Origin of the sequence: Polycladomyces abyssicola (genome assembly GCF_018326425.1) — a bacterium.
Lineage (GTDB): Bacteria > Bacillota > Bacilli > Thermoactinomycetales > JIR-001 > Polycladomyces > Polycladomyces abyssicola.
Genome location: NZ_AP024601.1, coordinates 723,676 through 748,299 on the forward strand (window position 1 = coordinate 723,676; position 24,624 = coordinate 748,299).

Here is a 24,624-nt window from a genome sequence, read left to right on the forward strand (position 1 = left end):
AGATCGGAGGAGGTTTTTTTATGGCTGAACGGCAATGGGGGCCAGCGGACGGTCGGGGTCCGGAGCGGTGAAACGGTCGGGATACAGAATATGCGCCAAGTGTTGAATGCCGGTTAGCAGTCGCGGGGAGGGGCGGCAGTACCAGCCCTCATCCAAAATGTGGACGCGGTCTTCCCGTGCAAACCGTTTTCCCCTGAATGCCGGTCGGTTGGTGATAAGTTGTTTGCGGATGCGGTCCGTTCGTACGCCGGTCCACACAATCAGGGTATAGTCGGGTTCCCGGGCAGCTACCGTTTCCCAGTCTGTCTGGACCGATTCCCGGTCGACATCGCCGAAAATGTTGATCCCACCGACGATCTCGCTGACATCGGTCAGCCAGTTGCGTCCGCCTGGTGTAAATACCGGTTTGGGCCACCATTCCCAATACAGGCGCGGTCGGGGTTGACCCTTCGGGACGCGCTCCCGGATTTCCCGGATTCGATCCTCAAAGAGCGTTGCTGTTCTCTCTGCCGTTTCTTCTACTCCACAAACAGATCCCACGGTTCGGATATCTCGGGGAATATCTTTGAGCGATTTCGGGTAAAGAACCAAATGGGGGATACCGGCTTGGCGGAGGCGCTCCACGTTTTTCTCCATCCCAGGGACACTGAGGGAAGCCAATACCCAATCAGGCTGGAGCGAATGTACTTTCTCCATGTCAATATCCAAATCCGGACCAAGTCGGGGCAGATGTTTGACTGATTCCGGCCAGTCGGAATAATCGTCCACACCGACGAGGCGGTCTTCCAAACCGAGGAGACAGAGGATTTCGGTATTACTGGGACAAATGGAGACAATGCGCTTCATAATGGTCCCTCCTTTTCTCGATCATACCGCATCTCCCCGATTCGATCCACAGGGAACGATTTGAAAGGAGCTACTCAACGCATGGCGATGAAAACGGAAACCGTAGGCAAGAAAGTGGAACGACCCTTTCGGGAACGGCGTTTGTACTGCACGAAGGACGGACAATGGGTCACCCTCCGTCCGGCTCGGGAAAGCGACGCAGCGGAGATCACCAAACGGATGGCACGTGTCGTGAAGGAAGGTGTCTATCTGGAAGAAGATCCGGATACGATGCCGTCCGGTGTGGAGAACCAGAAGGAGATTCGCGACATCCAGAAGGACGGCGGCATGTATACCGTGGCCGAGGTGAACGGAAAGATCGCCGGCGTCGCCATTTTGAAGCGCGGATCGATGGAGATGAGCCGGCACACAGCCAAATTCCGCACTTGGCTGGCACCGGGCTTTCGTGGAATGGGACTGGGGAAAAAACTGATGGAATATACCATTGCATGGGCCAAAGCGCACGGCTTGGAAAAAATCAATCTGGATGTGTTTTCAAACAATCAGCGGGCGATTAAGCTGTACAAAAAGTACGGTTTTCGTAAAGAGGGTCATTTGCACAAACAATATGTGCTGAAAGGTGAATATGTGGACGAAATCTACATGAGCCTGTTCATTTAAACCATAACCAATAGACGAGGAGAGAGATGAAGATACCGAACCAAGCACCGGTAAAGACTTCGATGGGCTGATGGCCCAATATTTCCTTCAATTTTACCCCCGCTTGCGGGGGATTGATTTTGTTTCGACGTATTTCTGCCAACAGTTGCGTGAAATCCTCCATCAAACGGTTCAATACCTGTGCTTGCATCCCGGCATGACGACGGACGCCGGTTGCGTCGTACATGACGATGATGGCCAAGATCGTGGTGATGGCAAAGGCTGGGGAATCCCAACCTTCCTGCAGGCCGACGGCGGTTGCGAGAGATGTGACAGCCGCCGTGTGCCCGCTGGGCATACTGCCGGTGTTGATTAACCAATTCCAATCCCAAACGCGGTGGAGGGCGTAATTCCATAAAACCTTTAAAAATTGCGCAAGAGCAATCGCAATGATGGACGCCCACAACGGGTAGTTCTCCAGGACCTGGTGCATGGCCGCTGTCATCCTTTCATTCGTCCTCTACGATATCTGTTGTTCCAACTTTACACCCATGATATACCGAGATGGTTCGGTTGTCATTCCCAATCCGGTAAATATGATAGTTGACGAAATTACGAACATTTTTATATGATGATGCTGAAAACGTTTTCATCGGAGGAAACAACATGTCCGTGACCATTAAAGATATCGCCAAAAGGGCGGGGGTATCGATCACAACCGTGTCGAGAGCGCTGAACGGTTATCCCGACATCCACCCTCGCACGCGGGAGCGGGTGTTGCGCATCGCTGATGAGATGAACTTTCGTCCGAATGCAGTGGCCCGCAGTTTAGTGATGAAAAAATCCAAAACCATTGGTTTGATTATTTCTGAATTGACGTGTTCTTCTTCCAGTCATCATTTCATTTTTGACATTATTCGCGGCGTGCATGATCAAGCGGTATTGATGGGATACGATGTGATTCTGTCTGCGACCAGCCCGTACCAACAGCAGGAGATCTCTTATATGGAACTGTGCACCCGTCGTCAATTGGACGGCGTATTGTTAATGGGTGTCCGAACCGATGACCGATATTTGCAGGAAGTGTTGGATGCTTCGGTGCCTTGCGTGCTGATCGACGTTCCGCTGGTTTCAAAAACATGCGGACACGTGATGGTGGACAACGTTCGAGGGGCTCGTATGGCTGTGCAGCATTTGGTGGATCTCGGGCACCGCCGCATCGGCATGATTAACGGTCACCGGCAGGCCTACGTCAGTTTTGACCGGCTGAAGGGGTATCGTCAGGCATTGGAGGAAAACGGACTGACCTTTGATCCGGATCAGGTGTTTGATGGCGATTTTAAGGAAGACGCTGGCATTGAGGGAGTGAGTCGGTTGCTGGATCGCTTCCCCGACATGACCGCGCTGTTTTGCGCCAGTGACATGATAGCAGTCGGAGCGATCCGGGCACTTCACCAATGGGGAAAACGTGTGCCGGAGGATGTGGCCGTGGTCGGATATGACGACATCGATCTGGTGCGGTATACCCATCCGCCGTTGACGACCGTTCACCAGCCCCGCTATCAAATGGGGACAAAAGCGGCGGAATTATTGGTTCGCCTGTTGTCTGGTGGAGAAGGAGAAGCTGTGGTATTGGAACCGCAGTTGATGGTTCGGGAAAGCACCATCAGGTGAGGCAGAAATGAGAAAAAAGCATTGTTTAACCGATTCGATCACAGGCATCGGTGGGTTGAAAACAGAGGGCAGGGAGGGGGAAAGTTCCATTTGTACCGAATCTCCTTCCCCCTTGCAAACCGGTGGCTCATTGACTTTTTCTTGAGGCTACCGGCTTCGCGGTTGTGAGGTAGTTGAAAGTGGTCCAAGCTTGATTAAAGGCCATGGTTTGATCATTCAACTGCTGGGTCAGTTGTTCGTACCGGTCGCTAAGAGTGCTGTCTGGTCCTTGTACCGGCCGTTTTCCCTGCTGCAATTGGGCGAAGTACGCTTTTTCCTGCTGAAGAAGCCGTTGAATGAGGTTGACGGCTTGAATCCGCAGTTTCAGTCGGGTATCCCATAATGTGGTCACTTTGCGTGCCCAAGCGCGGGGTTCCTTTCTGTCGATATCAGCCGCCAAGCGTTTGATTTCCGGCAACTTTTCCCATGCCCTCTGGTTGATCTTTGCCGCCTGCTGCATCAAATGAGATTGACGGTCGATCAGATTCAACACAGCGATGGCTTTCTTGACATTTGGTTTGTTGGTTCCGGTGAGCGCATCTTCCAGTTGATTTTGCTGTTGTTGCAGGTGTTGGAACTGTTTCATCAAGGATAGATACGCAGCGTCTTGTTGTACGAGGGGATTCATCTCATTGACAAGGCGGCTTGCTGCATAATAGTCGGCAAAGGTGGAGCACCCTGTCAGCATCAGCGTCGCACACCACGCAATCCACCACTTTCGCACCTTATCCCTCTCTCTCCAATGGCCTTTCTGACTTTGTCATTATAAACAAATTCGTAGAAACGTGGGAAGTCATGTATTCCCATCCGCACCAGATGTGAGGGGAAATCCTGACGGTTGTCGAGGAATTGTACGGAACTTGGGAATGAGAGCCGGTATTGGAATCAGAAAGGGGATCTGTATCTAGAAAAAAAACTTGTTTGACCATTGACCATGTCATAGGGTTCTCTATATAATGGAGTTAAAGGGGAGTAGCTGGAACGGCAAAGTCGTCATTACGGGACGTATGTCCCCGGCTTTGTCGGCAACGGTAACGTTGTGAGCGAGACCTTTACCTGACGGGTAAAGGTCTTTTTATATGCGACCTTTACCCGCCCGGGTGAAGGTCGCTTTACTTTTTCGGCGCCGAAAGGGGGGGCCTTCATGAAATACGGATGAATCGCGGTTCACGGGGAAAGGAGTGCGTGAAAATGCGCGATGGCGTTCGAATTCCGCCGTTTTGAGCGTCTGCGTAAATCGTATTTCCGCACTCCCCTTGATTGAAAGGATCTGATGAAAGAGAACATCCAACGTTGAGGGAGGGGGACATCATGGAATTTGTATCCGCACTGTTGGCCATCATCATGATTGATTTATTGTTGGCGGGGGACAATGCGTTGGTGATCGGACTGGCTGCACGCCAATTGCCGAAAGATCAACAGAAAAAAGCGATATTCTGGGGAACGTTCGGTGCGATCGGTATTCGCTCCTTGGCAACGTTGTTGGTGGTGTGGCTGCTGAAGATACCGGGACTGATGCTGGTCGGCGGATTGTTGCTCGTATGGATCGCATTCAAATTGCTGGTGGAAGAAAAAGAGGAGCATCACATTCAAGCGGAGTCCAGTTTGTGGAATGCGATTCGTACCATCGTGATCGCTGATGCCGCCATGGGATTGGACAATGTACTGGCGGTAGCCGGAGTGGCGCACGGCAGTTTCCTGCTCGTGATTCTGGGACTCCTACTGAGCGTCCCAATCATGATTTGGGGGAGTTCTCTCATCATCAAATGGATCGATCGTTTTCCCGTGATTGTGTATATCGGTTCCGGGGTGATCGCTTGGACGGCAGGGTCCATGCTGATGGAAGAACCGCTTATCCGGAGTTGGTTGGAGGACATGGAGTGGTTGAAATGGGTGGTCAGCCTGTTGGTCACGACGGGTGTAATCGCTCTGGGGTATTGGAAAAACAAGCAAAAAAATCCAAAAAGCCACACGCAGGAGGAGCAGCAAGTGGGGGCTTGACCGAGGAACATGATAAACGGGAGCCGTTACTATGCGGCTCCCGTTGTTCTTCAGGTCAAGCCTTGTTCTCGCTCCATCAGTTTTCTGCCGATCACGTTGGCTGACGGCGGAGTCAGATTCAATTCCCGCGCCCAGACGGAAAGTTGGCCGACATGGTGGATTTCGTGAGCGATGACGTGCCGCAGGATTTCTCCGTGAGTAAATGTGGACAGTTGCCCGCTCCGTCCTGTGATCTGCAAGGTGCGGGTTTCCATTTCATTCGACCACATCTGTAGAAAACGTTCCACTTCAGGCCGAAAGGATTCGGACAAACGTTTGACGGATGCGAGTGTGGCATGCTGTTCAAACGTTTCCTCAAAATCCGGTTTTCCCTGAAGAAAGAGGATCCAACTGTATTCCACATCCACGATGTGAAACAAGGTGCGCAGGATACAGCCCAACCCGCCGGTACGCGGACGCATCAATTCCTCATGAGGCAAAGTATCGCACAGTTGAAACCATTCGTCCCGAACCTGCCAGTTGTATCGAAACAAAGTGTACACTGTATTCACTCCCTGTAGGTGGTTGTGGAGAGAGGACCGTATGGGATGTTCTCCAAGTCACCGTTTTCTCCTGCCTGTATTGGCCCGAAACATATTGACAATTCGAAATCGTATTCATTAAGATGGAAATTCCAATGGTCCGTTAAAACAAGAGGAGGATATGATGACGGAGTTCATTCGAGATCACGGAAGCAACCACAAGGAAGTGCGCTTACCTCACGGACAATTGCATGTGTTTGCCAACGACGAAGTTTTTTCCGCCTTGGATCACAAGGTGTATCAAATGGCAGACAACAATCTGCGGATCCCGCGCAATGTGTACATGAGCTATACACCGGATGCGCATGTAGGCATCGGCACATGTATCGGGACGACCGCCGTCTGGGATTTGAAAGACGGTTTTGTTTCCCCGTCCATCGTCGGTTCGGACATTGGATGCGGGATGCGGGTACATCTCACCCCACTGCGAAAGGAAGATATTCAGGATAAACAATTGCGGCGCGAGATCATCGAGGCGATCGAGCGCTACGTACCGACCAACGAACGCGCCTCGTCGCAATACAAGGACATCCGCTTGGAAGATGTGGTGACGGAAGGGCTGTACGGGCTTCCCAAACGGTATGTGCCTGATGCCTATACCCCCAAGAAAACCCGTTCGTTCACCCATGTGGAACATGCCAAGTTTTCTTTCAACACCGATTATCTCGATGAGATTCCGGACAAAATGTGGGCGCGTGCGTGGGGACAACTGGGTACTCTGGGCGGAGGGAACCATTTCATCGAGATCCAGAGTGTGATCATCCAGGAAGAGAACCGTCACATCGCCGAAAAGTGGGGATTGTTCGACGGTCAGGTGGTGGTCATGATCCATTCGGGTTCCCGGGCATGGGGCGGCATGCTGGGGCCTCGTTATACGCGGGATTTCAAAAAGGCGATGGAGCTGTGGGGTGTAGGAACCCCCGACCCCAACCTGGTGTATGCGCCCATCAATACGGAACAGGGACAACGATATCTTAATCTGATGTACTCCGCGCTCAACTACGCAGTGACCAATCGGCACATGATCGCATACGGGGTGCGCGAAGGATTGAAAGACGTATTCGGTTCCGAATTCGAAATGCCCGTCCTGTACGACCTCATGCACAATTATGCACTGAAGGAGCCGCATCGTAACCGAGGGATGCTCGTCCACCGCAAGGGAACCACTCGTGCGCTGCCACCCGGTCATCCGCTCAATTCCCCGGCGTATAAGGAGACCGGCCACCCCGCACTGATCCCCGGTTCGATGGGCACTTCCTCCTATATCATGGTGGGGAAAAAGGAAGGCGAGAAAAACTTCTATTCCATCTGCCATGGAGCGGGAAGGGTCCGTTCACGAAGGGCCACCAAGGAAACGGTCACGGTGGATCAGTTTTCCCAGTCCCTGAAAGTGGGTACGGAGGATGAGATTTTGGTCAACCAACGTACGCTGGCCTCCATTTTGGACGAATGTCCGCAAGCATACAAGGATGTGGACCAGATCATCGATTCCGTTGTTGGGGCCAATCTGGCTTCCGTCGTTGCCCAATGCCGCCCGATGGCAGTCGTAAAAGGTGTTTGAGAGCGAGCCGAGAAAGCGATACATGCGATATTGATCAGATACGGCTCAATCTTAAACACAGACATCCTATAAAAGTTCCCGAACCAGGCAAGGTTTCGGGAACTTTTTCATACTGCAAAAGGCCTATTTTTTGGGAAGAAAAGTTTCATCATTCAGAAAAAAGGTTACGTAAATAGAAAAAAGGAGTGTGGTGCATGAACCCGAAACCGGGGGTGACACCGAAGCAGGTGCAATCGGTGGGAACCAAGGCACCCGCCGACGGTGCAGCTTCGAAAAAGGCTGTGCTGGTAGGAACGTTCGGGAATATCATGGAGTGGTACGACTGGGCAGTATACGGATATTTTGCGCCGGTGATCAGTAAGCTGTTCTTTCCCGCCGCCGACCGGATCGCCTCGCTGTTGATGACATTTGCCGTGTTTGCCATCGGGTTTGTCGTTCGACCGTTGGGGGCGATGTTTTTCGGATCGGTCAGTGATCGGTTGGGTCGAAAAACTTCGCTGATGTTCACCGTTTTTTTGATGGGGTTGGCCACCTTCATGATCGGCGTGTTGCCGACCTATGCGCAAATCGGGATCTGGGCGCCGGTGTTGCTGATCTTGGCCCGACTGCTTCAAGGTTTGTCTGCCGGAGGAGAATGGGGCAGCAGCACGTCGTTCATTGTCGAGTATGCCCCGCGGGGTAAGCGTGGTTTGGCTGGCAGTTGGCTGGAATTTGGTTCGGGTGTATCGCTGTTGCTCGGCTCCCTGATCGCTGCCTTGCTCAATTCAACGTTGTCCGAGCAGGATCTCTACAGCTGGGGTTGGCGCTTGCCGTTTATCGGCGGTGTGCTTGTTGGCATAGTCGGTTGGTACTTGCGGGTGAGAATGAAGGATACCCCGTTTTTTGAAGGGTTGAAACAAGCGGACAAAGTGCCGGAGCGTCCCCTGATCGATGCTTTTCGCAAATATCCCCTTCAACTGCTGAAAACGATCGGGTTTACGATGCATTGGACCGTTTCGTACTACCTGCTGCTCACCTACATGCCCACCTATCTGTCTGAAGTGTTGAAACTGCCTTTTTCCACCAGTTTGATCGTGAACTCGGTCATGTTGGCCTTCTTCAGCCTGTTGATTCCGCTGGTGGGTTGGCTGTCTGACCGATACGGACGCAAACCGCTGTTGCTCGGGTCGTCCATTGGATTGGCGGTGACGGTGTATTCACTGTTTCACCTGATGGATGACGGTATGATCATGCTATTGGTCTCGCAACTGTTGTTGGCCATCTTTTGCGCGTTGTACAACGGACCCGCCCCGACCACACTGGCGGAGTTGTTTCCGACGCAGGTACGCGCCAGTGCGTTATCGGTGGGCTACAACGTGGCTGTTGCCACTTTTGGCGGTACAGCACCGTTTATCGCCACTTATCTTGTTTCGCTCACCCATAACCCATTGGCACCCACCTTTTACGTCATCGGTTCCGCCCTGGTGACGACGCTGGTTTTGTTGCGGATCAAAGAAACCTATCAGACAGAGTTGGAATAACGATTGACCATATACGGGATCCGGTTTCCGGTTTGCAGTCGGTCGGGAGCAGCTTCCAGATAAAATACAAAGCCTCTTTTCACCTCTTTCTCTCCCCATTATGATGAGAGGGGAGGTGAAATGATGGCACAAGGACAATCCATTCGATCCCTGCAAATCTTTTCGGCCCAACAGGAAGAACCGATTACAGTAGCGTTTCGTCAAGGACTTATACTCATCGCTGATGATCAATGGCGTGTGGAGCTGGAGCAAATCAGCAATATGGATGAGATCCGGTACCTGGTAGAGAAAAAGGAAACCAACTTGTCGATTACGATCGTAGCCGAGGATGAAAAAGAATATGCAGGACTGGTCAATATCGAAAATGCCATCGACAACCGGGCGGTTTTGGTGGGAACCGGCGGTCTGTTGGAGATGTGAAAGAATTGTACCCGGCAACTCAGTGCCGGGTCATTATTTTTGATAAAGGAGAAGAACACGAAGTGCATAAGTAATAATGACGATGATTCGATCCGATGGGGAACATCAATCAACGAGGATGTGGGAATTGTGCGGTGGTGAATCGTATTACTCGTACTGGCGGCTATGATTGGCGTGACGGGGTGGGTGCAAGAAACGATCAGCACTCCTCAGGAGATGGTGATGTATCTGGATGTTGTCGTCACCGATGATTGGAAGACGTTGATCCGTGATTTACCAGTTATCGTCGTGGGTTCGTATACGGACGTGACCGGTCGTCGGGATGCGAATACCACACGCTTGTATCCGTTTCAAGTAGAGCGTGTCCTCAAGGGGCGGGTGCAAGGGAAGCGTATCCATATTGCCAAACAAGATCGCATATATTTTAAAAGCATTCGAGATGATCGTGGCAAACCGGTTTACGTGAAGTATCCTCTGTATGTAAAACCCCGCCCGCATCAACGGATGCTGCTGTTTCTGCGAGAGGACTCTTCCGGTATCTACAGCACCAGATTTGCCAATGGGGAGTGGACCATCCGGCCGAACGGATCGTTGGATATGCCGGTTTCATCCGCTTCTGGCAAGGAAAAGCTGCTGACGACGAACAAAGGAAAGCGGATCAGGGTCCGGGTGGAGGGTGCCAGTTATCCCCGGCTTCCCAAAAAACAGTTACAGGATCTAATTGAGATCATCGGACGTTAGGATGTGTCCGTTGATGAAAAGAGGCGGCACCTCACGTCATGAGAAGAAAGGGGAATGTAAGATGACGGTGGTGACAGTTTTTCGATGGCTGCTGGGATTGATTTTCCTGTCCGCCGCTCTGAACGGGTGGGCAGTCATTCTGGGGTGGGGTGCGTTTTTGCCAACCAGTCCCGCTGCGGAAGCGTTTCTAGGGAATGGATATCTGCTGGTACTGGTCAAAGGGACAGAATTGGTCTCTGCCCTGTTGCTTCTCATAAACCGCTTCGTCCCTTTTGCGCTGGTCGTTCTGGCTCCACTCGTCGTCAACATCTTCTGTTTTCACTGGTTTGTTGATCCGGGCATGTTGCCATTGGCGGTGTTCCTCTCACTTCTTTGGGGACACCTTTTCTGGTCGTACCGTCAGTACTTCCTTCCATTGGTAACGGAAAAAACGGTGTTGCCGGCACAAAAGAAGGCCTCCAAATCGAAACCGTCGATGGGTCAGGAATGAAAGGGAATTTTGTTCTGATTCAACTGACGTTGTGAGAGACGGGAGCGCATTATTCGATGCAGGAAAAACACAACAGCCAATAGGAATGCATAGCATAGCGGGAGCATGATGGGGTCCAACGGATACCCCATGATTTTACGGATTTGCCAAGGTCCCAGCGACAAGGGAACCAGATAGGCGAGATACGGGAGGGCCCGATGACTTCGCATCCCCCATCGCAGGATCAGCCACGCTATTCCCCAGATGACGGTGATCCATATGACATTGTTCAGCCATAATCGGTTGGTGCCCCACCACAATCCTTCGGGTTTAGCGTAGGACAATACCCATTCCTTTTCCGGCAAACGGTTCAATTTCGCTTCGTATCGGCCGCTCCCGGTCTGTTTCAGCGGAATGTTGGAGTGGAGGACATAGTGGGACGGCATGGTCACACGCAAGTGGACCGACGGTTCACCAGACCAGAAGGCCGCCGGGGTGAGCATGTACCATTGCGAAAAGACAGGGTAAACGACATCCCGGTTGTAATATCCGCCGAAAGGCGTGTAACGGAAATGGACGGTGAGGGCTTCACCCTGTCGGATCTGTAGTGGGATTTTGATGCCGTTCAGCGCCGTTTGGGTTCCGGCATTTCCGGACAGGGGCCGGTTGTCGATGGGATCGCGAACCGGATCGACGATCTTTGCCCGCCAGTTACGAATCATCACGGCCATCGCCGGTTGTAGAGACAGAGGTTGTCCGTTCACTGTCACCTCGAAATGATGCATGGCCTGAAGACGTTTCACGATGTCCTGCGGCTCAAAACTGATCTTGGGTGTGACGAACAAAATCGTGAACCGTTTTGCTTGACCGCTTTCATTCAGCAGTTGGTACCGCACTTCTACCTCTGACGGTTTCTTCTCATGCATAGTATAATGGACTTGTTCGGAAACAAGGCGGATGTTGGAATCCGGATCAAACTGTAAACCACCGTTTTGCTGGGGGAAAGTGATGGTGGGACCACCGTTTGCATCGGCGACGGGTAAGGGAAAAAGGATGGCCCAAACGGAACAACAAAGGAAGATGAGCATCACATACGTTCGCATGAGACACCTCATAAGAATCGGATTCCCACTGTGAGGTTGGGTATGGGATATTTGGGATATCGATGTAGAGGGGAATCATTGTTTGAAAATTCACAGTAGGTATCTTTACTATACAGATCGGAGGCAAAAAAGAAAACCCACTTTTTCCGATGCAAGAGGGGGATCACGCATGCATAGATTGCCTTTCTTTGTGTACGGTTCTCTACGTCCGGGAAATATCCATTATGACCGGTTGTTGAAAGGGAAAACAGTGAATGAAACACCGGCCCGTGTACGAGGTTTCCTCTATACACATGTTTCGCTTCCCTGGCCCTGCCTGGTACCGGGAGACGGCGAGGTGAAGGGAGAGTTGATCCACATCGCACCGGATGTATACGACAGTGTGATGGTTGCGCTGGATGATTGGGAGGATTATGATCCTCGCGACGAGGCCGGCAGTCTGTATCTGCGAAAAGTCGTTACCGCTATAACGGCTGATGGTAGAGAGGAACAGGCGTGGTGCTATTTTTGGAACGGAAGCGAGAGGGAGTTGGGGGAACGAGTGGAAGACGGTGATTGGTCCAAACGATATGTTTGACACGGATGTGTTGCATAGAATCGCCATAAGAAAAAGAAAAGCCTCACTACATAAAATGTGAGGCGCTTTACAGGAGGGCGTGTGACTTGCTTCACACAGCTAAAGTACCAGAGGAACGGGCTGGGTTTTCCCGCTTGCTCATAATTGTCTGTATCAACCAATCAATGACTTGGGATCACCACTGTTAGGGAATACATCGGCCGTGACTGTAGAATGCCAAACATTGATGTCGACAAGGTGTGAAATTGACAATGTTACTACGATGAAGGCTACCAACATAATGAGTCTAGAGTATGTCACTGTAATCTCCCTCCTCACCCATTTTCTCCAAAGCAACTGCTACTTCAAACATATTTTCCAAGTAGGCCGCAAATTCCTCTTTATTTTCGTTTCTTTTTAGTTGGGCGAGACGGAAAAGTGCTTTATGTTCCAATCTTGTGTGATGGTATCTACGTGCTAAATCCAGTGCTTTTTGGTAGAAATGAATGGCTTGATGAGATCGTCCCTTTTTTTTGTAAAAATCGCCAATAACGGTGTAAGCAAAAAATGAAGAAAGAGCATCGGTTTGTTCTGCGAGAGTTTCGGTTTTGTTCAGTATGTTTTGAGCTTCTTCCCAACGTTCTTGTTCCATATAGACAATAGACAATTTGGAATAAGCTTGAACCAGTACATTTTTGGAATCCGTGTTGCCAAACGATAGAGCAGTCGTCAGACAGACTTCGGCTTCTTCGAAGTTCTTCATTGCCAGATAGGTACTCCCCAATGCCGTCCATAGATAAAACAATGAAAGCTTGTCCCCATTCAGACTGGCCAAGTATATTCCTTCTTTGGCATACTGGATCGCTTCTTCATACATTTTGTTTCGTTTGAATAGATAAACACGGATTTCATAAAGATGAAGAGCGGTATTATCGTCCATCTCATCGATATGATTCCACAACTCATTCACGACTTTCAATGCATCTCCCAATCTTCCCAATTTTTCGAGATAACGAGCCTTATTACAATTAATAATATACTTATAATGTTTATATCCGCCTTCATCGACAAATGCATCTTCAGCGTTTTCCGTATATTGAAGTGCTTGAATTAAATCATTTTGATAATAATAACAGATACCGAGATCGCTGAAGCTACGAGCCTCTATATTGTCTTTTTGACTGTAGCGACTTGTAGCGGATAGACGAATCGCATTCAAAAAACATTTCTCCGCTTTTTTCCAATCGGACTTTTTGCTGTGGCATTTTCCTTTTAGGTAATGAACATGGGCGGCGTATTGATGATCGTCACCCAGTTGAAGGGCGTTCAGAAGGTTGATTAATTCGTTGGGATCTCCGTAGTCTAACATTGATTCAATCGACAGCAAGCGCAACTTCAACCGATCCAGTTCATACTCTTCATTCTCAATGATCTGGGGGATATCATCCATGGTGAGACCCAATTTCTCAAGAAGGTACATTACCTTATCCATGCTGACGTGGGGAACGCCGCGTTCGATATTGCTGACTGTGGCGGGGGAGATGTTTTCATCTGCTATATCTTCCAAACGGAGACCACGATCTTTCCGAACTTTCCGAATCAGGGAGCCAATTTGAAGAATATCAAATTCGCTCATGCGGGACACCCCTTTTTATTCCATTCTCTAATTACTCCTATCATACATGAACTTTCACTATTTGGAAATAGGGTGAGTTAAAAAAAAGTGATTGAGAGATATATTTTTGATGAGGAACGGGAGAGAGAGGGGAACACGATTAAATGATCTTCTCTCGTTCAAACAAGCATGAAAAAGTTTCAGAGTGGAATTGATTCAATATCTACACGGTGAACACGAAAAAAAGGAATGGGGCCCGCTTCGGCATGACACGTTGTCGGGTTCATCGTATACTGGACATAGAAATTGTCAGAAAGGGCTGTATACAATGGATGTTTCCTCTTTTGACCCGACGTATGAATGCGCCCTGCGTTTGGATCGCCAGGATGAGCTGTCTTCATTTCGCGATGACTTTTACATCCCGGAGGGGACGATTTATTTGGATGGCAACTCACTAGGTTTACTGTCCAAGCGGGCTGAACAATCACTACTGGAGATGTTGGAGTCGTGGAAGAAACTGGGGATTGAAGGCTGGACCCAGGGACGGTATCCGTGGTTTGATCTGTCGGAACGATTGGGGGAAATGTCCGCTCCCTTGATCGGAGCTTCTCCCGAGGAAGTGATTGTAACCGGTTCTACGACGGTCAATCTGCATCAGGCGGTGGCCACTTTTTATCAACCCCGGGGTGGAAGAACAAAGATTTTAGCGGATGAACTGGCCTTCCCCACCGATATTTATGTTTTGCAAAGCCAAATCAAATGGAAGGGGTATGATCCTGAGACACATTTGGTCAAAGTAAAAAGTCGCGACGGCCGTTTCATCGAGGAAGAAGATGTTGTTGCCGCCATGACCGACGAGATCGCGTTGATCGTGCTGCCCAGTGTGTTGTACCGGAGCGGACAAATTCTCGACATGAAACGGCTGACGGAGGAAGCGCACCGACGGGAAATTCTCATCGGTTTCGATTGCTGCCATTCCATCGGTGCGATCCCGCATGCGTTGAGTGAGTGGGGCGTTGATTTTGCCGTTTGGTGTAACTACAAGTACCTGAATGCCGGCCCGGGAGGAGTGGCTGGACTGTATGTCCATCGCCGGCATTTTGATCGCACACCCGGCTTGACGGGATGGTTCGGTTCGCGTAAGGATCAACAGTTCGACATGGCCCATACGCTGACCCTTGCCGAACACGCCGGCGCTTACCAGCTGGGAACACCGCACATTTTGAGCGCCGCCCCCCTGATCGGTTCATTGGAAATGTTTGCGGAAGCGGGCATTGACCGGGTACGCCGAAAATCACTGCAACTGACACATTATCTGATTTTCCTCATCGAACGGGAACTCATCGGATATGGATTTATGATCGGAAGCCCGCTGGAGTATCACCGTCGCGGCGGACACGTCTATCTGGAACACCCCGAGGCGGCGCGTATCTGTAAAGCATTGAAAGCCAACGGTGTCATCCCCGATTTTCGCGCGCCGAACGGAATTCGTTTCGCTCCGGTTGCGCTCTACACAACCTTTGAGGAGATTTGGAAGTGTGTTCAAATCCTCAAGGAGATCATGGAGACGGGACTATACAAGCAGTATGAAAATACACGGGATGTGGTGGCTTAGGGCGCGTTTGGTCATCCATATTCCGACGAGAGGAGAATCAGCATGAAATGGTTGGATATCTCACAACCGTTGAGCAATGACATCGCGGGATGGCCGGGAGATACGCCGTTTTCGTTTGCGTTGTCGTGGACCATGGAGTATGGTTCCGTCAATGTCGGCAAGTTGACGATGAGCACGCATACGGGAACACATGTCGATGCGCCGTTTCATTTTGATGATACGGGCTACAGAGTGATGGAGCTGGATATCGAGGTGTTTGTGGGGCCTGCACGCGTGATCGACGTCTCTTCCCATGAAAGTGTCGGTGCCGAAGAGTTGTCCGCCTATGATCTGGAGGGGGTCAAGCGATTGTTGTTGCGGACACGTCCCGTATCTGACCCGACGGTGTTCCCCGGTACCATTACCTATGTGCGGCCGGATGCCGCCGCCTATTTGCATGAAAAAGGGGTGCGGTTGCTCGGAGTGGACGTGCCTTCCGTAGACCCATTGGACAGTAAGGAGTTGGCGGCGCATCACGCCCTGTTTCGATACGGGATTTGCATTTTGGAAAACGTGGTGTTGGATCGAGTCCAACCGGGTGATTACGAGTTGATCGCCGTGCCGCTCGCGCTCCGAGATGCAGATGCCAGCCCGGTCCGTGCGCTGTTGCGTCCGTATGAATAAGGGGGTGTATGTGATGCATGACGAAAAAGGGATTCACACCGATTTTCGCGATCAGATGACCTACGGGGAGTACCTGCAGTTGGACCGTATTCTGTCCGGGCAGCAACGCTTGTCCGGCCATCATGACGAGATGCTGTTTATTGTCATTCACCAGGTGAGCGAACTCTGGATGAAATTGATGTTGCACGAGATTCAAGCGGCAATCCAATGTATCCAAAACAGGGAGCTGTCCCGCGCGTTCAAGATGTTGGCCCGTGTTTCCAAAATTCAGTCCCAGATTATCCAGTCATGGGATGTCCTCTCCACCCTGACTCCCGCCGAATATCTGGAGTTCCGTGACCAATTGGGCCGGGCTTCCGGTTTTCAATCGTATCAACACCGGATGATCGAGTTTGCCCTCGGGTATAAAACCCGGCACATTTTGGATATCTATCGAAAAGATGCGGAACTGTACCGACAGTTGCATGAAGCACTGCATGCCCCGAGCCTCTACGATGTCGCCATCCAGGCGTTGGCCCGAGCGGGTTTGGCCATTCCCCCTGATGTGCTCAACCGGGACTATACCCAGCCTTACCAAGCGCACCCCAGTGTGGAAGCGGCTTGGCTGGCGGTATATCGCGATGTGGAATCCTATTGGGACCTCTACCAACTGGCCGAAAAGCTGGTCGACCTCGAAGACTGGGTGCGGCAATGGCGCTTCCGCCATGTGACTACAGTGGAGCGCATCATCGGCAATAAGACGGGAACGGGCGGTTCTTCCGGCGTCCAATACCTGAAAAAGACGCTGGATCACCGGTTCTTTCCCGAGCTGTGGGGTCTTCGAACAAAGTTGTGAATGAGAGGGCTTTGGTGGGAAGGGAGAGTTTTGGGCACGAAACGCACCAGAATCGATCCGTTCGCTTCTGGTGCGTTCTTTTCTGTTAGCCACACACTTTCCTCTACGGCAATAGCTTATGTTAAGGCAAAAGAAAAAGACGCGGATCGCTCCGCGATTTAGCCCTCATTTAAACTCATCCGGCACTGAGGATGGTTATGATCAGCTGATTATGTCACGAAGGGAGATATAACAACAGTCGTGTATTCGCAGCTGTTAATGATTTTCTCCGTATAGCAGAAGCTTTATTTACAGAAACTGCCGCCTAAAAGCCCACGGTTTTAATCGTGGGATGAAAGGCGGCGTTGCCAATCCCCCTTGTGGGGATGTCAAGAGCAACTTGTCTATAGTATAATCGAACGTATGAGCGGTGCTCATCCCACTGGTAGGGGTTCTGTTCCTTGAAAACGTTATGGTATGGGGTTCCAGCGGCGAACCAGTCTCTCCCGCTGGGTAAAACCATAAGAGTGAAAAAAGGAACTAGGACACTGGTAATACCACGGGCACTTCCGTTGGTCGCTGGTGTCCCGCCCATGCGGGTACATACAGCCCGGCTGTAGAACGGCATGGGATGGGCTGATGAGACAGCCCTGAACTTGGGAGTTGTCCGAAACAGAAATGGACTGAGGACGTGAACTACCCAAGAATCCCACTGCGACCATAGGGAGTGCCTGTGGTACTTCAGCCGTGTGGAGTCTCAACGTCTCACCAATACGAAGTAACTAAGCAGAGCCCCGATGTTGCAGGAAGCGATGACGATCCCCATCGGAATCGCGGTGTCACTTCCACCGACCCCGACCAAAGGTGCAACCATCGCCCCCATCACAAAGGGAATCACCCCCAGCAGAGCCGAGGCACTGCCGGCCGATTGAGCCTGACTCTGCATGGCCAGTGAAAAGCAGGTGGTCACGACAATCCCGACGCTCGACACGACTATGAACAGGGACGGTATGATACCGACAAGTCCTACTCCCAGCAGAATTGCGGTAAGAAGGGCGGTTCCTCCGATTGCGGCGTATACAATCCCGACAGTGAGCAGTTTGGTCTTACTGATCCGACCTACCAATCGGCCGGTAATTTGACTGGCCAAGATGAGCCCGATCGCGTTGACGGCAAAAAACAGACTGAACCCTTGTGGAGAGACACCAAAGATATTTTGTAGTACAAACGGTGATCCCGATATATACGCAAACATAGCGGCCATCACCAGTCCTTGGGACCACGCAAATCCCATAAATTCACGGTCTTTGATCAGGCCGCGGAAGGTGGAAAACGTCTGTTTTAAGCTTCCCTCCGAACGATATTGGCTGGGCAGAGTTTCAGGCAATTTGAAGGCGACTGTCAGAAGAATGGCGATACTCAAAATCCCCAGTACCAGAAACACCCCGTGCCAGGAAGTGATGCGCAACAATTGCCCACCGATCACAGGGGCCAGGATGGGTGCCAACCCGTTAACCAGCATCAAAAGGGAGAAAAACCTCGCGATCTCAGAACCCGAGTAGAGATCACGCACGATGGCACGGGCGATCACGATTCCTCCGGATCCTGCCATTCCTTGGGCGAAACGCAGGAGAATGAGTGCCCAGATCGAGGGAACCAAGGCGCACAGGATGGAAGCGGAAGCGTAGACAACCAGTGATGTGATCAATGGGGTTCGGCGACCGCGGATATCACTGATCGGTCCCACCAACAATTGTCCAAAAGCCAAACCCAATAAGCAAGCCGTCAAACTGAGCTGGGCAAGGGAGGTACTGGTGTGCAAATCATTGGCGAGAGCGGGCAGAGCGGGCAAGTACATATCAATAGACAGGGGTCCAAGTGCAGTCAACATGCCAAGGAGAGCAGCTATCCCAAATCGATGTGAGGGTGTCATTGTCTGTGGTTTGGTATTGACGGCATCCATGTGAAGTGTGGAAACCCCTTTCTATATGTGGTTTGATATCCTAACCCAATAGCAACGCTCATCCTGCACAACATACATATCATAAGCCGATTATTAATTGTAAGTCAATACTCCGGCCTAGGCGCTTGGCGCTCATGTTAATTTATGAATAGCGAGAGAGAATCCTGCATTTCAATCGGAATCGAGTGTCGCTCGGTATCCTTCTTGTGGGGATACTTAGGGCAACGATATAATATGGGCATGAAGTGCGGAATCACTTCAAACGATCATTTGAGCGAAAAATCGGGAAACTGTCGGACATGGATCATCCACAAAATGATTCCTGTCTGACGGATCGTATTATGTTCACATCTAAGGCGTGGCACAGTATCTATAAAATATTAAATTTTATGAATAATAGTTTTTGTATGTAGAACATCAACATATAACGGTGGATTCAGAAATCACTATCCTGGAGGGATGGCATTTGAATAAAAAGAACCGCAGCTTACTGTTGGGCGCCGCATTTTTGATGGCAACCTCTGCGATCGGACCGGGCTTTTTAACCCAAACTACTTATTTTACAGAATCGTTGGGTGCCAATTTTGGGTTTGTGATATTGATTTCCATATTGATCGACATCGGTGCCCAGATCAATATTTGGCGTATTATAGCCGTTTCTGAGAGACGAACTCAGGATATAGCCAACATGGTGTTGCCGGGTATGGGATTTTTGCTTGCAGTCTTGGTTGTGATCGGGGGATTGGCATTTAATATTGGAAATATCGCGGGAACCGGCCTGGGGATGAATGTGATGTTTGGAATGTCACCAGAGTTGGGAGCTGTGATCAGCGGAGTCATCGCGATCGGGATTTTTCTGATACGAGAAGCGGGTAAAGCGATGGACAAGTTTGCACAGATCATGGGATCAGTCATGATCGTACTCACATTGTATGTGATGTTCACCGCTTCCCCTCCATACGGAGAGGCTGCTGTCAAAAGCATTGTTCCCGATTCGATTGACATGTTGGCGATTGTTACCCTTGTCGGAGGAACAGTGGGTGGATACATTACATTTGCCGGGGGTCACCGGTTACTGGATGGCGGTGTCAAAGGAGTTGAGGCGTTGTCTGAAGTGACAAAGAGCTCGGTTTCAGCCATTGGGATCGCTTCCATCATGCGCATCCTTCTTTTCCTGGCTGCGTTGGGAGTGGTGGCAAAAGGACTCTCCCTAGATCCGAAGAACCCGGCCGCTTCGGTCTTTCAACTGGCAGCAGGGAATATTGGATACAAAATGTTCGGCGTCATTATGTGGGCGGCAGCCATTACATCCGTTATCGGATCGGCCTACACGTCAGTATCATTTATCCGTACTTTTGGTTCCGTCCTGGAGAAATATCATAGGAGAATGATTGTCGCATTTATCGTTGTTTCCACGCTTGTCTTCGTCATCGTGGGCAAACCGGTGAAAGTGTTGATTTTGGCAGGAGCGCTCAATGGGTTGATCCTTCCCGTTTCACTGGGCGTGATGTTGGTTGCGGCCCATAAAAAGAACATTGTCGGTGACTACAGGCATCCGGTCTGGCTCACGATTTCCGGGGCCGTTATCGTGGTCATCATGGCTTATCTCGGGATTGATACGATGGCAGAGGAGATTCCTAAATTATTGAAGTAGAGAGGAAGGGAAGAAAAAATGAACAGTTTGGAGGAAATCCGTCGTGCGATCCGATCGGGGGAATGGACTCGTCCGACAGCGGGACTGGCTCCGGGTATCCTGCAAGCCAATTTGGTCGTCCTTCCAAAAAGGTATGCGTATGATTTCCTGCTTTTTTGCGTGCGCAATCCCAAGCCCTGTCCTCTCATCGAAGTGACCGATCCCGGATCGCCAGTCCCGGTAAAGACGGCACCGAAGGCGGACTTGCGTACCGATGTGCCGCGTTACCGTATCTACCGGAATGGGGAGCTCGCACGAGAAGCGTTCGATATCACTGAAGAATGGACAGAAGATGCCGTCTCCTTTTTGATCGGGTGCAGTTTTACTTTTGACGCGCTGTTGTTGAATGCGGGAATTCCGGTCCGCCATGTAGAGGAAGGAGTAAACGTGCCCATGTATCGCACCCCGATCCCCTGTGAGCCGGCGGGAATGTTCCGTGGTCCTCTCGTTGTCAGCATGCGCCCTTTGTCACCGGCAAACCTGATCCGGGCGACGGAGATCACCTCCCGCTACCCGGAGATTCACGGTGGGCCTGTTCATGTAGGGGATCCGGCGGCGATCGGGATTCGCGATTTGGACCAACCAGACTACGGCGATCCCGTCCCGATTCGGGAAGGGGAGATTCCCGTCTTCTGGGCTTGTGGAGTCACACCTCAAGCAGTAGCTATGGAAAGTCGCCCCGATTGGATGATTACCCATGCTCCGGGACACATGTTGATAACGGATACGCCGCTGTTTTGGGAGCAAGGGGGTGCAGATTCCCATGCTTTTTCCCTGACCGATAAAAACGGGCCATAAAGGCCCGCTAGACAGGTAATATGGTGGTTGTATCTCTCGCAAATTACGGGGAGCGGATCCGAATTTCCCGTCGAACGACGTAGCTGTTGATAAGGAGCAGAGACGGCGTTTCGGAGCCCACGGACTTTGACATCCAGCCGGAAGCGGCGTTGGCCCTCAGTTTGGGCTTTTTCCTAAATTAAAACCGTAAGTAAAGCGGCATCTTTACTTACGGCAACAGGCCCACGGTGGGGCAACCCTACACATTTTCTCTTGCCTATATTATATGTTATCTATTTTCAGAAAATCAATACACGGATGTAACTCTGGTAATGTAGAAGCATATGTTGGGTCTACGTCATCAGAAATGCTTATGAAGGTTGCATTAGACTAGACTAATTTTTCTGGGATAAAATTCACAAAACACAAAAATTAAAATAATTTACCACTTTTGCTATAATAATCATGGGTAACATAAATTGGAGGGCTAATCATTGGTTATATTGCGTTTTATAACGCTCTTTATTATAACTGGCGTTTTTCTCGCTTTTGTTTACCAATATTCCCCCAAAGCACTAAACGTTATTTGGTGGCTTATGGTCATTTCCGTTCCTATACTCATTATTTGGGTAACCAAATTAGAGGTAGATCGATGGAAAAGAGAAAAAAAAGGTTGATGTAAAGACTATGTGGTGCTGTGTTGTGAGATAGTTTAACATGGCCAGCATCATACTCCCCCCATTTTATGGGGGATTTTTTTGCTATTATGGGTGCTACCAGTCACTTGATCATGCTATGGTTGAGGAAGTAGAACCGCCCCACTCCGAAGGAGAGCGGGGCGGTCATGGTTTAACTCATTTGTTTTTATATTCAAGATACCCTTCGATAGCCGCCACCTGAGTATCTCCATCCATTAGGTAGTAAATGTTCTTCATATCAAATCATCAATCACTTTTTCTTCAAATCTTACAAATAGCGTTCTGTTGCCAACAGCATAAGTAACACTATTAACAACATAGTCTTCATTAAACAGAAATCTCATCCCTGCATAAGGAACAAAATCCATCTGAAATGCGTTCAAGATGTAAAGTCCCAAAAATCTGACGCAGAACTCAACCCATGTCTATAATTCGGTTATTGATCATATTGTTTGGAAGCGTACAACAGCGGATACAATTGAAGTGACTATCCATTTTTATGTAAGGGGCTAATGTGTATAAAACCTGTGACCCGCAGGTTAGTCATCCATATGAAGGGTGGATTAAACATTGACTAAGACTCAACGCAAACCGAATCGCCTTATCCACGAAAAATCCCCTTATCTCCTCCAACACGCATACAACCCGGTCGATTGGTATCCGTGGGGGGAGGAAGCGTTTGAGAAGGCCAAACGGGAGGACAAGCCGATCTTTTTGTCGATTGGTTACAGCACCTGCCATTGGTGTCATGTGATGGAGCGGGAATCGTTCGAAGACCCGGAAGTGGCGGAGGTGCTCAACCGTGATTTTGTCTCGATCAAGGTGGATCGGGAGGAGCGGCCCGACGTGGATCACATCTACATGACCGTGTGTCAGGCCATCACCGGTCATGGAGGGTGGCCGCTGACGATTATCATGACGCCGGACAAGAAGCCGTTTTTTGCTGGGACGTATTTCCCAAAAGAGTCCCGTTATGGTCGCCGCGGTCTGATGGAGATTTTGCAACGGATCGCCGTGGTGTGGAAACAGGACCGATCCAATATGTTACGGGCAGGGGATAAGATTACGGAATTGCTGGAGAAGAATCTGGACCCCGTTGCGGAAGGCGAGTTGACCGCTGAAGTGTTGGACCGGGCATTTGAACAGTTTCGTTCTCAATTCGATCCGCGTTGGGGCGGGTTCGGCGATGCCCCCAAGTTTCCGCGTCCGCACGATTTCCTTTTTTTGTTGCGTTACTGGAAACGGACGGGAAACCAGCATGCCTTGGAGATGGTAGAACGGACGTTGACAATGATGCACCGGGGTGGCATCTACGACCACCTCGGGTATGGGTTTGCCCGGTATTCAGTCGACGAACGGTGGCTGGTCCCGCATTTTGAGAAGATGCTGTACGACAACGCCTTGCTGGCACTGGCCTATCTGGAGGCGTACCAAGCGACGGGCAAGGAAATCTACGCTCAGGTGGCGCGGGAGATTTTCACCTATGTCTTACGGGACATGACCGATCCCGAAGGCGGCTTCTATTCTGCGGAGGATGCCGACTCTGAAGGAGAGGAAGGCAAATTTTACGTCTGGACGCCGGAGGAAATCCAGGACGTATTGGGTGAAGCGGACGGAGAATTGTTTGTCGAGTGCTATGGGGTGACACCGGAAGGAAACTTCGAGGGCAAAAACATTCTCAACCTACTGGATGTCTCTTGGGAAACAATTGCTACACGCAAAGGGATGACGCTGCATGAATTGGAACGGAAAATGAGCGAAGCGCGGGAAAAGCTGTTTGAGGTGCGGGAGAAGCGGGTTCATCCGCACAAGGACGACAAGGTCCTCACGTCGTGGAACGGTCTGATGATCGCGGCACTGGCCCGTGGCGGCCGCGTGTTGGGAGACGAGCGCTACACTGCTGCGGCGGAAAAGGCGGTGTCGTTCATCTGGCGGTATCTCCGCCGGGAAGACGGCCGTTTGTTGGCCCGTTACCGCGACGGTGAAGCGGCTTATCTCGCATATGTGGACGATTATGCTTATCTGGCATGGGGCTTGCTGGAGCTGTATGAGGCCGGATTTGACGTGTCTCACTTGGAAAAAGCGATCGAGCTGACCCATCAGATGCTGGATTTGTTTGCGGATGAGGAGAAAGGCGGGTTGTTCTTCTACGGACGGGACGCGGAACAGCTGCTCACCCGTCCCAAAGAGGTTTATGACGGAGCGCTGCCGTCAGGCAATTCGGTGGCCGCCTGCAACCTGATCCGATTAGCCCGGATGACGGGGGACCCTGAATGGGAAAGCCAAGCAGAACGCCAATTGCGAGCTTTTGGGGAAACCGTAAAACATTCGCCGATCGCGCACTCCTTCTTCCTGACGGCTGCACAATGGGCCCTCGGTCCCACCAAGGAGATCGTGATTGTGGGCAAAAAAGATGCCGAAGATACCCGCCAAATGATCCAGCAAGCACACCGGACATATCTGCCGGATGCGGTGCTGTTGTTCAAGCCGGAAGGAGAACCGACGGAGACACTGGATACGATCGCGCCTTTTACCAAGGAACAACATACATTGGACGGACGGGCCACCGTGTACGTTTGCGAGAATCATGCGTGTCATGCGCCCGCTACGAAATGGCCGTTGTCTTAAGGAAAAAG

Annotated in this window: 22 protein-coding genes; 15 read left to right on the plus strand and 7 right to left on the minus strand. The window is 50.7% G+C overall.

Annotation, left to right across the window (positions count from 1 at the left end; translation table 11 throughout):
* Positions 1–18: 18 nt before the first annotated feature.
* Positions 19–846: an ABC transporter substrate-binding protein gene (locus KI215_RS03680; protein ID WP_212774232.1), complete on the minus strand. Its 828-nt coding sequence runs from the start codon at positions 844–846 to the stop codon at positions 19–21.
* Between the two features lie 81 nt (positions 847–927).
* On the opposite strand from KI215_RS03680, the gene KI215_RS03685 reads away from it, so the two are divergent.
* A complete protein-coding gene (locus KI215_RS03685) occupies positions 928–1,506 on the plus strand; it encodes a GNAT family N-acetyltransferase (protein WP_212774233.1) in 579 nt (192 codons plus the stop codon).
* Here KI215_RS03685 and KI215_RS03690 read toward each other — a convergent pair.
* Complete coding sequence (locus tag KI215_RS03690; RefSeq protein WP_212774234.1) at positions 1,499–1,978, minus strand: divergent PAP2 family protein; 480 nt, start codon at positions 1,976–1,978, stop codon at positions 1,499–1,501. The two genes, KI215_RS03685 and KI215_RS03690, sit on opposite strands and share 8 nt — an antisense overlap.
* Positions 1,979–2,151: 173 nt before the next feature.
* Between KI215_RS03690 and KI215_RS03695 the strand changes: the two genes are divergently transcribed.
* Positions 2,152–3,159 (plus strand): LacI family DNA-binding transcriptional regulator, encoded by a 1,008-nt coding sequence (locus KI215_RS03695; RefSeq protein WP_212774235.1) that lies wholly within the window; start codon positions 2,152–2,154, stop codon positions 3,157–3,159.
* A 127-nt stretch (positions 3,160–3,286) separates the two neighbouring features.
* Here KI215_RS03695 and KI215_RS03700 read toward each other — a convergent pair whose 3' ends face one another.
* Positions 3,287–3,922 carry a YkyA family protein gene (locus KI215_RS03700; protein ID WP_212774236.1) on the minus strand — a complete coding sequence of 212 codons (636 nt, stop codon included), beginning with the start codon at positions 3,920–3,922 and terminating at the stop codon, positions 3,287–3,289.
* 587 nt (positions 3,923–4,509) lie between these two features.
* Here KI215_RS03700 and KI215_RS03705 point away from each other — a divergent pair.
* Entirely contained in the window at positions 4,510–5,199 is a 690-nt protein-coding gene (locus KI215_RS03705; protein WP_212774237.1) for a TerC family protein, read from the plus strand.
* Positions 5,200–5,249: 50 nt separating this feature from the next.
* On the opposite strand, the gene KI215_RS03710 is transcribed toward KI215_RS03705, so the two are convergent.
* Positions 5,250–5,741, minus strand: a complete 492-nt coding sequence (locus KI215_RS03710; RefSeq protein ID WP_212774238.1) for a DinB family protein — start codon at positions 5,739–5,741, stop codon at positions 5,250–5,252.
* Positions 5,742–5,904: 163 nt separating this feature from the next.
* On the opposite strand from KI215_RS03710, the gene KI215_RS03715 reads away from it, so the two are divergent.
* The 5 genes from KI215_RS03715 to KI215_RS03735 all read left to right on the plus strand — a co-directional run bounded on the left by KI215_RS03715 (position 5,905) and on the right by KI215_RS03735 (position 10,512).
* On the plus strand, positions 5,905–7,341 hold the full coding sequence (locus KI215_RS03715) for an RtcB family protein (RefSeq protein ID WP_212774239.1): 1,437 nt from the start codon (positions 5,905–5,907) through the stop codon (positions 7,339–7,341).
* Positions 7,342–7,535: 194 nt separating this feature from the next.
* Positions 7,536–8,861, plus strand: a complete 1,326-nt coding sequence (locus KI215_RS03720; protein WP_212774240.1) for an MFS transporter — start codon at positions 7,536–7,538, stop codon at positions 8,859–8,861.
* Between the two features lie 123 nt (positions 8,862–8,984).
* The gene (locus KI215_RS03725) at positions 8,985–9,281 is read left to right on the plus strand and encodes a hypothetical protein (protein ID WP_212774241.1); all 297 of its coding nucleotides are present in this window, start codon (positions 8,985–8,987) and stop codon (positions 9,279–9,281) included.
* 186 nt (positions 9,282–9,467) lie between these two features.
* Positions 9,468–10,022 carry a hypothetical protein gene (locus KI215_RS03730; RefSeq protein ID WP_212774242.1) on the plus strand — a complete coding sequence of 185 codons (555 nt, stop codon included), beginning with the start codon at positions 9,468–9,470 and terminating at the stop codon, positions 10,020–10,022.
* A gap of 61 nt (positions 10,023–10,083) precedes the next feature.
* Positions 10,084–10,512 carry a hypothetical protein gene (locus KI215_RS03735; protein ID WP_212774243.1) on the plus strand — a complete coding sequence of 143 codons (429 nt, stop codon included), beginning with the start codon at positions 10,084–10,086 and terminating at the stop codon, positions 10,510–10,512.
* Here the strand turns inward: KI215_RS03735 and KI215_RS03740 are convergent.
* Positions 10,503–11,594, minus strand: a complete 1,092-nt coding sequence (locus KI215_RS03740) for a DUF4424 family protein (protein ID WP_212774244.1) — start codon at positions 11,592–11,594, stop codon at positions 10,503–10,505. The genes KI215_RS03735 and KI215_RS03740 overlap by 10 nt on opposite strands.
* 169 nt (positions 11,595–11,763) lie before the next feature.
* On the opposite strand from KI215_RS03740, the gene KI215_RS03745 reads away from it, so the two are divergent.
* Positions 11,764–12,171, plus strand: coding sequence for a gamma-glutamylcyclotransferase family protein (locus KI215_RS03745; RefSeq protein ID WP_212774245.1), 408 nt, complete (start codon positions 11,764–11,766; stop codon positions 12,169–12,171).
* Between the two features lie 286 nt (positions 12,172–12,457).
* On the opposite strand, the gene KI215_RS03750 is transcribed toward KI215_RS03745, so the two are convergent.
* The gene (locus tag KI215_RS03750) at positions 12,458–13,786 is read right to left on the minus strand and encodes a helix-turn-helix domain-containing protein (RefSeq protein ID WP_212774246.1); all 1,329 of its coding nucleotides are present in this window, start codon (positions 13,784–13,786) and stop codon (positions 12,458–12,460) included.
* 307 nt (positions 13,787–14,093) lie between these two features.
* On the opposite strand from KI215_RS03750, the gene kynU reads away from it, so the two are divergent.
* From kynU to kynA, 3 genes are read left to right on the plus strand one after another with little or no spacing between them, the layout of a single operon-like run.
* A complete protein-coding gene (gene kynU, locus KI215_RS03755; RefSeq protein WP_212774247.1) occupies positions 14,094–15,380 on the plus strand; it encodes a kynureninase in 1,287 nt (428 codons plus the stop codon).
* A gap of 42 nt (positions 15,381–15,422) precedes the next feature.
* Positions 15,423–16,043, plus strand: coding sequence for an arylformamidase (gene kynB, locus KI215_RS03760; protein ID WP_212774248.1), 621 nt, complete (start codon positions 15,423–15,425; stop codon positions 16,041–16,043).
* A 13-nt stretch (positions 16,044–16,056) separates the two neighbouring features.
* The gene (gene kynA, locus KI215_RS03765; protein ID WP_420830167.1) at positions 16,057–16,878 is read left to right on the plus strand and encodes a tryptophan 2,3-dioxygenase; all 822 of its coding nucleotides are present in this window, start codon (positions 16,057–16,059) and stop codon (positions 16,876–16,878) included.
* Positions 16,879–17,614: 736 nt separating this feature from the next.
* On the opposite strand, the gene KI215_RS03770 is transcribed toward kynA, so the two are convergent.
* Positions 17,615–18,820 (minus strand): multidrug effflux MFS transporter, encoded by a 1,206-nt coding sequence (locus KI215_RS03770; protein ID WP_212774250.1) that lies wholly within the window; start codon positions 18,818–18,820, stop codon positions 17,615–17,617.
* A gap of 511 nt (positions 18,821–19,331) precedes the next feature.
* Between KI215_RS03770 and KI215_RS03775 the strand changes: the two genes are divergently transcribed.
* The 3 genes from KI215_RS03775 (at position 19,332) to KI215_RS03785 (ending at position 24,616) form a co-directional block, all read left to right on the plus strand.
* Positions 19,332–20,474 (plus strand): NRAMP family divalent metal transporter, encoded by a 1,143-nt coding sequence (locus KI215_RS03775; RefSeq protein WP_212775050.1) that lies wholly within the window; start codon positions 19,332–19,334, stop codon positions 20,472–20,474.
* An 18-nt stretch (positions 20,475–20,492) separates the two neighbouring features.
* Positions 20,493–21,311, plus strand: a complete 819-nt coding sequence (locus tag KI215_RS03780; protein ID WP_212774251.1) for a putative hydro-lyase — start codon at positions 20,493–20,495, stop codon at positions 21,309–21,311.
* 1,247 nt (positions 21,312–22,558) lie between these two features.
* The gene (locus tag KI215_RS03785; protein ID WP_212774252.1) at positions 22,559–24,616 is read left to right on the plus strand and encodes a thioredoxin domain-containing protein; all 2,058 of its coding nucleotides are present in this window, start codon (positions 22,559–22,561) and stop codon (positions 24,614–24,616) included.
* Positions 24,617–24,624: the final 8 nt, after the last annotated feature.